The 11,620-nt window shown below is 60.9% G+C and carries 13 protein-coding genes and 1 tRNA gene; 6 read left to right on the top strand and 8 right to left on the bottom strand.

The window, feature by feature from the left end; all coding sequences use genetic code 11:
* Positions 1–289: 289 nt before the first annotated feature.
* Both ABE456_RS26820 and ABE456_RS26815 read right to left on the bottom strand, forming a co-directional pair.
* Positions 290–418, bottom strand: a complete 129-nt coding sequence (locus tag ABE456_RS26820; RefSeq protein ID WP_346646615.1) for a hypothetical protein — start codon at positions 416–418, stop codon at positions 290–292.
* A gap of 80 nt (positions 419–498) precedes the next feature.
* The gene (locus ABE456_RS26815) at positions 499–996 is read right to left on the bottom strand and encodes a hypothetical protein (protein ID WP_346646614.1); all 498 of its coding nucleotides are present in this window, start codon (positions 994–996) and stop codon (positions 499–501) included.
* 330 nt (positions 997–1,326) lie between these two features.
* Between ABE456_RS26815 and ABE456_RS26810 the strand changes: the two genes are divergently transcribed.
* Positions 1,327–1,860, top strand: a complete 534-nt coding sequence (locus ABE456_RS26810) for a hypothetical protein (protein ID WP_346646613.1) — start codon at positions 1,327–1,329, stop codon at positions 1,858–1,860.
* Between the two features lie 409 nt (positions 1,861–2,269).
* Here the strand turns inward: ABE456_RS26810 and ABE456_RS26805 are convergent.
* Together ABE456_RS26805 and ABE456_RS26800 are read right to left on the bottom strand one after the other, a co-directional pair.
* Positions 2,270–2,346, bottom strand: a tRNA-Pro gene (locus tag ABE456_RS26805).
* An 81-nt stretch (positions 2,347–2,427) separates the two neighbouring features.
* Positions 2,428–2,649 carry a YgdI/YgdR family lipoprotein gene (locus tag ABE456_RS26800; RefSeq protein WP_346646612.1) on the bottom strand — a complete coding sequence of 74 codons (222 nt, stop codon included), beginning with the start codon at positions 2,647–2,649 and terminating at the stop codon, positions 2,428–2,430.
* A 180-nt stretch (positions 2,650–2,829) separates the two neighbouring features.
* Between ABE456_RS26800 and moaB the strand changes: the two genes are divergently transcribed.
* Together moaB and glp are read left to right on the top strand one after the other, a co-directional pair.
* Positions 2,830–3,369 carry a molybdenum cofactor biosynthesis protein B gene (gene moaB / locus ABE456_RS26795; protein WP_025338313.1) on the top strand — a complete coding sequence of 180 codons (540 nt, stop codon included), beginning with the start codon at positions 2,830–2,832 and terminating at the stop codon, positions 3,367–3,369.
* Entirely contained in the window at positions 3,353–4,579 is a 1,227-nt protein-coding gene (glp, locus tag ABE456_RS26790; RefSeq protein WP_346646611.1) for a gephyrin-like molybdotransferase Glp, read from the top strand. Before moaB ends, glp begins: the two co-directional genes overlap by 17 nt.
* Here the strand turns inward: glp and ABE456_RS26785 are convergent.
* Positions 4,568–5,815: a glycosyltransferase family 4 protein gene (locus tag ABE456_RS26785; protein ID WP_346646610.1), complete on the bottom strand. Its 1,248-nt coding sequence runs from the start codon at positions 5,813–5,815 to the stop codon at positions 4,568–4,570. The two genes, glp and ABE456_RS26785, sit on opposite strands and share 12 nt — an antisense overlap.
* A 270-nt stretch (positions 5,816–6,085) precedes the next feature.
* Here ABE456_RS26785 and yegS point away from each other — a divergent pair, with 270 nt between their 5' ends.
* Positions 6,086–6,973, top strand: a complete 888-nt coding sequence (yegS, locus tag ABE456_RS26780; RefSeq protein WP_346646609.1) for a lipid kinase YegS — start codon at positions 6,086–6,088, stop codon at positions 6,971–6,973.
* Here the strand turns inward: yegS and ABE456_RS26775 are convergent.
* The 3 genes from ABE456_RS26775 to ABE456_RS26765 form a co-directional block, all read right to left on the bottom strand.
* Positions 6,957–7,616: a response regulator transcription factor gene (locus ABE456_RS26775; RefSeq protein WP_346646608.1), complete on the bottom strand. Its 660-nt coding sequence runs from the start codon at positions 7,614–7,616 to the stop codon at positions 6,957–6,959. The genes yegS and ABE456_RS26775 overlap by 17 nt on opposite strands.
* Positions 7,606–8,502: a sensor histidine kinase gene (locus ABE456_RS26770; RefSeq protein WP_346646616.1), complete on the bottom strand. Its 897-nt coding sequence runs from the start codon at positions 8,500–8,502 to the stop codon at positions 7,606–7,608. The genes ABE456_RS26775 and ABE456_RS26770 overlap by 11 nt, the downstream gene beginning before the upstream one ends.
* 366 nt (positions 8,503–8,868) lie before the next feature.
* Positions 8,869–9,375 (bottom strand): histidine kinase, encoded by a 507-nt coding sequence (locus tag ABE456_RS26765; RefSeq protein WP_346646607.1) that lies wholly within the window; start codon positions 9,373–9,375, stop codon positions 8,869–8,871.
* A 351-nt stretch (positions 9,376–9,726) separates the two neighbouring features.
* Here ABE456_RS26765 and ABE456_RS26760 point away from each other — a divergent pair, with 351 nt between their 5' ends.
* Both ABE456_RS26760 and ABE456_RS26755 read left to right on the top strand, forming a co-directional pair.
* The gene (locus ABE456_RS26760; RefSeq protein WP_346646606.1) at positions 9,727–10,662 is read left to right on the top strand and encodes a chemotaxis protein CheV; all 936 of its coding nucleotides are present in this window, start codon (positions 9,727–9,729) and stop codon (positions 10,660–10,662) included.
* 55 nt (positions 10,663–10,717) lie between these two features.
* On the top strand, positions 10,718–11,521 hold the full coding sequence (locus tag ABE456_RS26755) for an MOSC domain-containing protein (RefSeq protein WP_346646605.1): 804 nt from the start codon (positions 10,718–10,720) through the stop codon (positions 11,519–11,521).
* Positions 11,522–11,620 lie beyond the last annotated feature (99 nt).

Raw genomic sequence — 11,620 nt, 5'->3', positions numbered from 1 at the left:
TCGAGCAATTGCTGCTGAATGGGCATAAAAAAATCCGATACCAGGGGGCTGGTATCGGATTTTCTAGAAACCCTGGCTCGGACTCAAATGCTTAAGTGAACAGCATTACGCTCAAGGCGGGCTTTTTTAAGGAACTGGTCGGAGAGACAGTACTCGAAGTATTTCTTACAGGCGGCGTAAACACTGGCTTTGCTCAATGTGCCGCTGGATAGTTACTACGCTTTTTACTACGGTTTGGTGCCCGTCTGTCTAGGCGTAGCCCTAATCGGGTCGGGGTAACAGGGGAGTTTCAATGCAAGCAAGGCTTAGGCCCGCCGAGGGCTTGGCGCTGGTATTCGCCGACCGCAGCAAACAAGCTCTCCGCTTCGAGGCGCAGCTTCTCAACCTTGATCTTTTCACTCAGGCCTTCCTTGCTCATCGAGTTCACCACCGCTGACCACTGTGCAAGCGCAGTAAAACCGGGGGCCGCTATCCTTAATGGCCCTTGGCGTTTAGGGATTACGGTGGGGTGACAGAGGGCTTTGTATTGGCAAGACCATCTGAAGGGTTTTGAGTTACGGCAGCATTGATTCGGCTTGAATAGAGCTCAAGCTTTTCAAGCGGCAGTTCATGACGAGAAGGCTCCGTTGCAACGGTCTCGCATCGTTCTAAAGCATCCAAGAGTTGAGGTTCAGTTATATAGCCACGCCGATAACGTGCAAGTGAGACATCAAGAGCACGCCACGCTCGTATGAGTCCAATGTAGCGTTTGTCCGGAGAAACAAATCCAATAATTGCGAAGCAGCATGCAGATATAACAGCGCATAACGATATTGCGCTTAGGCTATCGCCAAACAAATAATAGTTCTTCGGTAGAGCTGCCGCCAAGGTGCTGGATAAAACGCCAACGATGCCGAGCAGGTAGTGTGCGTGAACAAAAACACGCCACCAGCGTTTCCAGGTATCAAGTCGCTGCTTGACCTCTGCGGGAATTGGAGCTAGCTCGATGTTCGACATGAGGAACACTCCTGAGAAGAGAAAGGCTTTAAAGGATTTAGTTAGCGCACGATAAGAGCGTAGCTACCTTCAGCATAGCTTGCATTGGCTTATGACCGTTTATTGGGTCGTTCTCTGTCGGTCGCCGATCCTGGTTCCCCCGCCCCGGTACGCTACATTGAACCATGCGCAGATTTTCCCTTTGCAGGGCGCTTTCGTAATACCTGCTAAAGCGGAGCCTCCCCACCATCTCTATCCCCGACCTGTTGACCCACCGTGCTTGGCTAAGAGCCAAAAAAACCAGTGGCAAATTATTGGTGCCTGCTACGCTCAGTCTTAACAGCAGTCTTCGTGCCTTCACCTCTGAACGGTATGTATGCCAAAATGAATACCCAGTCAGCCAGCGCGACCCAGAAGCTCACGGATTTTATTAATACACTTGCGAATTTAATTAAAAATCTGGGAACCATCTTCGGCTGTGTGTCGGCGATGTATCTTGCAGCTGTTAATTATTTTCCAGCGAGTGCCGTCGGTGCACTATTTGCAAGGGCAGGCGATCCACTCATAGCTACGCAGCGCTTCTCTGAAGGCTATCTGTACTACGAGGTAGGCAAAAGCGGTGGATTAACGCCTTACGGGCAACTGGTTGTTCTTCCAGGTGAAAGATCACCAGATTTTAACAAGCTAACCGAGGGCCTTATTTTGCAAGCAAAAAGCGAGGTGTATCTCAGGCCCAAGCCGACAACACGTGAAGACTTTATTCGCGTACTTGGTGCCGGTCAGTGCTTTAAGCTATTGAAAAAAGATCGAGAATTGACCGCTAGCGATCTCGGCAACGCGAAAAATGGCGGCTGGCTCAGCGTCAAAGAAATTGTATGCCCATAGTAAGAACGGCCTTTTCACAACAGTTCCCGGCGCCGCCGCGCCAGCCTCTTATCCCGTGCGCTGGGCTGGTGAAGAGCCGGGTTGTTCGCCGGAACCACTACGATAGTTACTGATGTCGCACTCTACCGAGCCCGTCGCCATCATGTAGATACCTGATCTCGGCTGGGCCTTCGCAGGTCGCGTTGCAGCATTGGACGTCGGAAAGGAGGTTGGTAGCCATGACGGTGGCACTCTCGTGGTAACCACACGAACCGTGGTAAACCCCTACCACGATACTTGCCACCGTTTGACCACGGATGTTATCGGATTTTTTCGGACTAGGCTGGCTAGCTGAAATCGGCGGAAAGGCCAGTATTTACTGGATTAGCAACGAAAAAGCCCGCACAAGGCGGGCTTTTTGCTGAGGATCTGGTCGGAGAGACAGGATTCGAACCTGCGGCCTTCTCGTCCCGAACGAGACGCGCTACCTGGCTGCGCTACACTCCGATGAACAAAATCCTACTGCATCCCGTTTTTGCAGACAAGCCCTTGTTGTTTAAAGGGCGATTGCCAAAACAGGTGCCCAGATCAGAGCTCTTTCACGGTACGAATCTGGTCCTTGTTCAGGCGCGTGCGCTTGCCGTCCAGTTGCTCGAATTCGTAGAAACCGGTGTCTTCATCGTACTTCGGTGTGTCCGTCGCCTGAATTTCACGCCCATCGTTCAGGGTAATGACGCTCGGCGAGGCGCAACCGGCGAGGGCGCCCAGGCCCAGGACGAGCAGGAAGGCGGGTAGGGTCCGTTGAATCATCATTTTTCTCCAGTGCGATGGTGCAAGTTGACTGTATGACGCAGGGCGTCCACGCAAGTTCCTTGTACAGTTCAGCATAGCGGTAAAGCCGGGGCATTGATGGAGGGCAAGGGCCCACGCTGCGATGGGGGCACGCTGTGTTATAACTGCGGCCATCCCATCTTCTTGTGACGGACCCCCATGAAAGCCAAGGCAGATACCCCCTTCGTGCCGCTGAACATCGCTGTGCTCACGGTCAGCGACACCCGTACCTTCGACACTGATACATCCGGCCAGCTGTTCGTCGACCGCCTGAGCGCGGCCGGCCACCGCTTGGCCGAGCGCGTGCTGCTGAAGGACGACCTGTACAAGATCCGCGCCCAGGTCGCCACCTGGATCGCCGATGACAGCGTGCAGGTGGTGCTGATCACCGGCGGCACGGGCTTTACCGGCCGCGACAGCACGCCCGAGGCAGTGGCCTGCCTGCTGGACAAGCAGGTGGAAGGCTTTGGTGAACTGTTCCGGCAGATTTCCGTGGCCGATATCGGCACCTCCACGGTGCAGTCGCGTGCCCTGGCCGGGTTGGCCAACGGTACCCTGGTGTGCTGCCTGCCGGGCTCGACCAACGCGGTGCGCACCGGTTGGGACGGCATCCTCGCCGAGCAGCTCGATGCCCGCCATCGGCCGTGCAACTTCGTGCCGCACCTGAAGCAGGCAGCGGCCTGTGACAGCCGTGGCTGAGGTAAGCCCAGCCCGGCCGCTGATGCCGGTGGAGCAGGCACTGGAGCAGCTGCTGGCGCTGGCCGAGGCGGCACCGATACGAGAGACCGAGAACCTGCCTCTGGCCGACGCCGAGGGCCGCGTGCTGGCAACCGAGCTGGTGGCTTCACTCGACCTGCCGCCCTGGCCCAACAGCGCCATGGACGGTTATGCCTTGCGCCTGGCCGACTGGCAGGGCGAGCCATTGCCGGTCAGCCAGCGCATTTTCGCCGGCCATGCACCGCAGCCGCTGCAACCGGGTACCTGCGCGCGCATCTTCACCGGGGCGCCGGTGCCCGAGGGCGCCGATTGCGTCGAGATGCAGGAAAACACCGAAGTGCTGGAAGATGGCCGGGTACGCTTTCTCGAGCCGTTGCAAAGTCAGCAGAACATTCGCCCCCAGGGCCAGGAAACCCGCAAGGGTGAACAGGTGATGAGCGCCGGTACCCGGCTTGGGCCGATTGAGCTGGGTTTGGCTGCAACCCTGGGGCATGGCCGCCTGGACGTGGTACGCAAAGTGCGGGTGGCGGTGCTGTCCACCGGTGATGAACTGGTCGAGCCTGGCCTGCCGCTGGGTCCTGGGCAAATCTACAACAGCAATCGCCGGCTGCTGGTCAGCTGGTTGCAGCGGTTGGGCTGCGAAGTGGTCGATGCGGGTATCCTGCCGGATGACCTGGCACGCACCCGCGCCTGCCTCGCCGGGCTGGGTGATGTCGACCTGATCCTGTCCACGGGTGGTGTCTCGGTGGGAGAGGCCGATTACCTGGGCGCTGCCCTGCGCGAAGCTGGCGAGCTGGCTTTGTGGAAGCTGGCGATCAAGCCAGGCAAGCCGCTGACCTTCGGCCACTTCCAGGGCGTGCCAGTGATCGGCCTGCCGGGCAACCCGGCGTCAACCCTGGTCACCTTCGGCCTGCTGACCCGGCCCTACCTATTGCGTCGCCAGGGCGTGGCCGATGTCACGCCGCTGCGCTTCGACATGCCGGCGGGCTTCGACTGGCCCAAACCTGGCACGCGACGCGAGTACCTGCGCGCACGCGTCGAGCAGGGCCAGGTGCGCATCTACAAGAACCAGAGTTCCGGCGTGCTGCGTAGCGCGGCCTGGGCCGAGGGGCTGGTGGAAGTGCGTGAAGGCAGCACGCCTAAGCAAGGCGACAGCGTGCCGTTCATTCCCTTCAGCGAGCTACTTGGCTGAGCGGCCCAGCCAACTGCTGGCCAGCGGCGCGGTTTCGGCCTGCGCCGTCTGGGCCAGGCGCATGTGCACGTGCTCCAGCTGCTGCGCGGCCACGCTCCAGTCATGGCGCTGGCGGGCAAACTGGCGCCCGGCATCACTCAATTGGCTCATGCGCCAAGGCTGGTTGAGCAATTGGGTAATCAGCAATGCCAGTTGGTCACCGTCATCACTGCCCAGGTAATGCTCGCCGTTGTTTGCTGCCAAACCCGATACGCCTTTGCTGCTCGTGATCACCGGCAAGCCAGCGGCCATCGCTTCAAGGATTTTTACCTTGGAGCCGCCGGCATAGCGCAGTGGCGCGAAGAACAACGCCGAACGCCGCTGTAGCTCACGCAGGTCGGGGCGATAGCCTAGCCATTCGATGCGCGGGTCGTTCCAGTGCAGTTTCCAGCCGGCCGGCATGGCATGCCCGGCAATCGCCAGGCGCACTGCCGGGTTGCTCATCCATACCTGCGGCATGATGTCTTCCAGCGCCCATTCGACGGCCTCCAGGTTGGCGCCATACTCGAAGTTGCCGACGAACAGCAGGCGCTGGCTGTGCAGCGCCGGTTGCACATGCTGGTAGAAATCACAATCCACGCCATTGACCACCACGTTCACCGGGCGCCCGCTGATTTGTGCAATCAAATCGGCATCGTGGGCGCTGACCGCCACCAGTTCGGTGGGCTGGCGCAGCACCCGCTGCTCCCAGCGTCGGTAGCGCCAACGGTCGAAGGCATTGAGCGGGCGCAGCCACAGCGGCAGGCGATCATGGCAGGCACCCCCCATCACCGATTCGAGGGTGTGCTCGCTGAGCATGTAGGGCAGCCCGCGTGCCTGCAGGGCCTTTTCGAAGGGCTGGAAACTGTAGCTATGCTCGATCTGGATCACGTCCCAGGGTTCGTCCAGCAACTGCTCGAAACGGTGCCGCAGGCAAGGGGCCAGGCCATTGATGATCGCCCGCATGGGGTAGTCGATGATCGGCGAGGCCAGCAGGTTGAGCGGGCTGTGCAAGGGCCGGCGGGGCAGCACGATCAGGTGTTCGAGCAGTGGCTCCAGGGCCTCGCGGGCAGCATCGCTGAGGGGGACTTTCGATTGAACCAGCAGGGTAATGCGGTGGCCGCGCTGTGCCAGTGTGCGTATCAAGTGGTATTGCCGGGTCTTGCTGCCGCTGGTGGTCGGCCATGGCAGGTAAGGCAGTGTCCAGAGTATGCGCATGACCCGGAATCCTCGCTAAAGGCTGCGGATAGCAAGACGCGCCCGTAGGCAGCAGCGGGGCAACCGCTGCCGGGGCGCGTCCTTGGCTAAGTATGTATTTGCTGAGCATAGCCGCGCATTCTCAAGCGTGGGGAAAATGACTGGCAAACGCGCTCAACGAGTGGGGGAGGCCTTGACCGCATTGGGCCGTTATTTTTCGGGTGGCCATGAAACGATCTGGGCACGCCAGTGGTCGAGATCAGGGTTGGCCAACTTGACGGAGGCACGCGCATGCAAAGGCGCAAGGCAATGCTGATCCTGCACGGCAAGCAGGCGATGAACGAAGAGCTGCGCAGTGCCGTGCACGACCTGCGCGCTACCGGTTGGGTACTGGATGTGCGGGTCACCTGGGAGGCGGGCGACGCCCAGCGCCTGGTTGCCGAGGCGTTGGCGGCTGGCTATAGCCATATCGTTGCCGGCGGCGGTGACGGCACGCTGCGCGATGTGGCCGAGGCCATGGGGCTGGCAGGTACCGAGGCCAGCCTGGCATTGCTGCCATTGGGTACGGCCAACGATTTCGCCAAGGCCGCGGGTATACCCCTGGAGCCTGCCACGGCACTGGCCTTGCTGAATGTACCGCCACAACCAACAGACCTGGGCCAAGCCGGCGACCAGTTGTTCCTCAACATGGCCACCGGCGGTTTTGGCAGCCAGGTCACGGCCAATACCTCCGAAGACTTGAAGAAAGTACTGGGTGCGGCGGCCTACCTGTTTACCGGGTTGTCGCGCTTCAGCGAACTGCAGGCAGCTTCGGTGGAGCTGCACGGGCCGGGCTTCCACTGGCAGGGGGACTTGCTGGCATTGGGTATCGGCAATGGCCGGCAGGCCGGGGGCGGGCAGGCGCTGTGCCCCGAGGCGGTCGTGAACGATGGTTTGCTCGACATCGCTATCCTGCCAGCGCCACAGGAGGTTGTAGGGGCGCTACGCGACCTGTTGGCCGGTGACGGCCTGTTCGTCCGGGCCAGGTTGCCGTGGGTCGAGATCAAAAGCTCGCAGGGGTTGGATATCAACCTGGATGGTGAGCCATTGCAGGCCGACAGCCTGCGTTTCCAGGCCAAGCCTGCTGCGCTGCGCCTGCATCTGCCGGTCGGGTCGCCGTTGCTCAGTCGTCCAAGCTGATGATTTTCTCGCGTACGGCATACAGCACCAGGCCAGCTACGTCATGGATCTGCAGGCGTTTCATGATCTGCGAGCGGTGGGTTTCCACCGTCTTGATCGACAAGCCCAGACCCATGGCGATTTCCCGGGTTGACTTGCCGCGCACGATCAGGCGCAGGATCTCCAGTTGCCTTGCGGTAAGGTTGTGCCGCTCGCCATTGGCTTGCTTGCCCTGCCTGTTGTGCTGCAGCGCCTGGTTGATGACGGTGTGGGCGATGGCCGGGCTGAGGTAGCGCTCGCCGTTACGCATCGCGTCCAGGGCATGTTCCAGTTCGGTGGCACTGGTGTCCTTGAGCAGGTAGCCGTGCGCGCCACTTTCCAGGGCCCGCATGATCAGGTCCGGGTCGGTGTGCATCGACAGGATCAGCACCTTGCAGCTGGCGCCGCTGGCGCGCAGTTGGGTGAGGGCGTCCAGGCCGCTGGTCGAGCGCATGGAAATGTCCAGCAGGACGATGTCTGGCGCCAGCGTACGCACCTGATCGAGTAGCTGGCTGCCGTCGTCGGCTTCACCGACCACGCAGTAGCCCGGGATGTCGCAGACCAGTGCACGTACCCCGGCGCGGATCAGCGAGTGATCGTCTACCAGCAGCAATCTACAGGTCATGGGCGGCAGTACTCCTGGCGCGTTGCTGGGTACGCGGTGGCCACGGGAACACTGCCTCGATACGCGTGCCCAGGCCGAGCTGGCTGGTGATATCGAGGCTGCCCTGCAAGGCGGTTACCCGCTCTTGCATGCCGGCCAGGCCGCGCTGGCCGGCCTCGGCGGGGTGCCGGGCAGGGACGAAGCCACGGCCATCGTCGTGGATCGACAGCGCCAGCCCCTCGGGGGTGCGCTGAAGGCGTATGACCAGGTTGCCTGCCTGGGCGTGGCGCAGCATGTTGGTCACGGCCTCTTGGGTAATGCGGAACACTGCCATGGCCACGGCCTCGTCAATACCACCCAAGCGCTGGTTGCATGCCAGGCTCCAGTGCACGCCGCTGCTTGCCAGGGTGCGTACCAGGTGCGCGCGCAGGCTGGCTTCGAGGCCAAGGCTGGCCAGCTGCCGCGGGTTGAGCAGGGCGGACACATCGCGCACATTGCCCAAGGTGTCATCCAGCGTGCTGCGCAGGGCGTCGCAATGGCCTTGCAGCTCGTCGGGTATGCGCCGTTGCAGCCACTGCAGTTGCAGCTTGGCAGCGGTTAGCAATTGGCCGATGTCGTCGTGCAGTTCTCGACTCAGGTGCTGGCGCTCGTCTTCCTGAACCTTGAGCATACGTTCGGCCAGTTCCGCAGGGCGCAAGCTGATCGACTTGGCACCCATGCCCAGGTGCAAGGCGGCCCCTAGCGTGGCGGCCAACTGCAGCACCAGCCACGTGGTGGGCATCGCCTGGCCGGCAAGGTACAGCCAAAGGTTGGCGACCAGTGAGACCACGCACAGCGCGATTGTGGCCCAGCGCAGCAGGGCCGCGCGAGCGCAGCAATGCAAAGGATTTTTCAAGCGTGGGAACATAGGTAGGGAAGCCACAGAAGTATTGCTGATGGAGGCCTTGAACAATGCATGTCAGAGGCTTTGCTGCAGTACTTTCGATGTTGTTTCGGGCACGTGTTCTTTCGACCTTTTTTGCAGGTTGCACGCGTTTGTGGGGGCGCATATTACCACTTCGCACTGCGTTGGTCGCTGCTGGGTAACGCTTTGAAACGCCTGCCTGTCGGGCGGTTCGAGGTAGCGAAATGCCACTGCTTGTTTGTATGCCGCTCCCGCGCTGTGTAACTTGCGGTGCAATGATTCAACTTTGCCCGTGGGCGCTTTGAGAACTTTGCGAGTTCGACCTTGGTGGTGCGTGAACAGTCGAGCTTAGTTGTACTTTGCCGCGGGCTAGTACGACGAATATGGGCGGCCAGAATGTTGTTCGGTGGCTTCGCCATGTGGGTGGAAGCATGCACTGCCTTGCTCGTCGCAGGGGGCACAAGCTTGCGCCAAAGGTTGTTCCAGTACCTTGGCCAATTCACCCAGCAGTACCAGCTGTTCGCCGATGTCCAGGTTCAGCCGGCCGGTGCGGGTGTCGACCAGTTCCAGCTGCCAGGCCAGCAGTGTCAGGCAGGCCCCTACGGCGGGCAGGGCTTCACGCTGCAGGCAACCGCCATGGCATGCCGGAGCGAGTAACTGCTGCAAGGCGCTGCTGTAGTGGGCGACTTCAAGCAAGCCCAGGCCAGTGGCCTGCCGAGCGAGGCTTTCGAGGGCATTGGCCAGGCAATGGCAGGCATCCGCATCGTTGTCGATCAATTCCAGGTGCTGCAGGCATTCCTGGGCCTGGGTGAGAAGCACCTGGGCATCCAGCAGGAAACCCTGCAGTGCATCATCGAACCCTAAGGGACTGTCCATCATGAGCCCCCAGCGCATAGGGCAGGCGCAGGTGACGGGCACGCCGAAACGATAGCTAGCAAAAGCCTGACTCCATTCATGCGATGAGAAAGGCGTCACATTAATGGCTAAAGGATATCGCGAACATCAGGTTGCACCCGATTGCTGCTAAGGGTTTCCCTGAGGTGGCGCTAAGGTGGGGAGCTTTCGTCGCAGCCCGTGAAAGGCCTGCAATGCCCGCAGTAAAGCATGATGGTAAAGTGATATCAATTGCCGTCGCGGCATTTTCCCGCAGGGGTCAAGGTGTGCGTGAAGCCGCCGATACAAAGTGGATGATTTCACTTTTTTCGACTCAAGCCTGGAGGCTTTCCAATGGCTGGCATTCTCGACACGGTAGACCAACGCACGCAACTGGTGGGTGAGAACCGCCTGGAAATTCTGATGTTTCGCCTGGCCGGCCGCCAGCTGTTCGCAATCAACGTATTCAAGGTGCAGGAGGTGCTGCAGCTGCCCAAGCTGACTTTGATGCCCCAGCGCCACGCCTTCGTCTGCGGGGTGGTCAACCTGCGTGGCCAGACCCTGCCAGTGATCGACCTGTCCCAGGCAATCGGCATGCGCCCACTGCAGCCAGGGCCGAACAGCACCATCATCGTCACCGAGTACAACCGCTCGGTGCAGGCCTTCCTGGTGGGCGGTGTGGACCGCATCGTCAACATGAACTGGGAGTCGATCATGCCGCCGCCTTCCAGCGCCGGGCGCCAGCACTACCTGACCGCCATTACCAAGGTCGATGACCAGTTGGTGGAGGTGATCGACGTGGAGAAGGTGCTGGCCGAGATCGTGCCCTACAACGCCCGTGTCTCCGGCGAGAAGCTTGCAGACCCGGTGCTGGCCCGGGCCAGGGGCCGCGAAGTGTTGCTGGTGGACGACTCCAGCGTGGCCTTGGCGCAGTTGCGTGACACCCTGTCCCAGCTGGGTGTGAAGCTGCATGTGGCCAGTGATGGCCTGAAGGCGCTGCGCATGCTCAAAGGTTGGGCCGATGCCGGTGAAGACGTGTGCGAGAAGCTACTGATGGTGTTCACTGACGCCGAAATGCCGGAAATGGACGGCTACCGGCTGACCACCGAAATCCGCAACGATGCCCGTTTGCGCCAGCTCTACGTAGTCCTGCATACCTCGTTGTCGGGCAGTTTCAACGAATCCATGGTGAAGAAGGTGGGCTGCGACAACTTCCTGTCCAAGTTCCAGCCCGACCGCCTGGTTGATGTGGTCAAGCAGCGCCTGTTGCTGGATGGCGTCACGGGGTGATCGCGAGGCCGGCCAGGTATAAGCTTGGCTTTTGGCATGAAGCGAGGCGGCAGGGATGTTTCTCAGTGAGCTGTATCGATACCCGGTGAAGTCGGGGCAGGCGCAAGCCCTGCAGGCTTCACCGGTGGGGTTGTTGGGGTTGCAGGGCGACCGGCGCTGGATGGTAGTAGAGGAAGAGAACGGACGTTTCCTCACCCAGCGCGCCTGGCCACAACTTGGGCAGATCATCGCGCGTGATGATGACAGCGGCCAGCTGCTGCTACAGGCTCCTGGGCAGGCACCGTTGGTGGTGCCTGTGCCGCCTGCTGATGACGCCCTGCGTGGCGTGACCATCTGGCGTGACACCCTGCGCGTGCCGGACGCTGGCGATGCCGCAGCGGCCTGGCTGAGCGAGCTGTTGGGCAAGGCCGTGCGCCTGGTGCATTGCCCGGAGCAGCGCGCGCGCTACCTGCCCAGCGGCTATGGCTTCAACAGTGACCGGGCGGCGTTCCCGGACGGTTTCCCCTTGCTGCTGATCGGCCAGGGCTCGCTGGACGAGCTCAATCGACGCATCGGCCGGCCCATGGAGATGCTGCGCTTCAGGCCAAACCTGGTGGTGCAGGGCGCTGAACCCTTTGCTGAGGATGGCTGGAAACGGATACGCATCGGCTGCCTGGAGTTTCGCGTGCTCAAACCCAGCGTGCGGTGCATCTTCACCACCATCGATCCGGCTACCGGGGAGCGCAGTGCCGACCGTGAGCCGATGGCTACGCTCAAGACCTTCCGCGAGAAGGAGGGGGATGTGTTGTTCGGGCAGAACCTGGCGGCAGATGGCATTGGCCGGCTAGAGGTGGGGATGAAGGTCGAAATCCTGCAGTAGCTGTGTTGCCAGTACCGGCCTCTTCGCGGGTAAAACCCCCCCAAAAAGGGGTAAGCAAAACCAAGAAAAAAGGGGTTTACCCCCGACAAGCCCCAGCAC

The sequence above is a fragment of the Pseudomonas sp. TWI929 genome (genome assembly GCF_039673335.1).
GTDB lineage: Bacteria > Pseudomonadota > Gammaproteobacteria > Pseudomonadales > Pseudomonadaceae > Aquipseudomonas.
The sequence above is the reverse complement of the archived record's forward strand: the minus strand, read 5'-3'. Positions and strand labels throughout refer to the sequence as shown.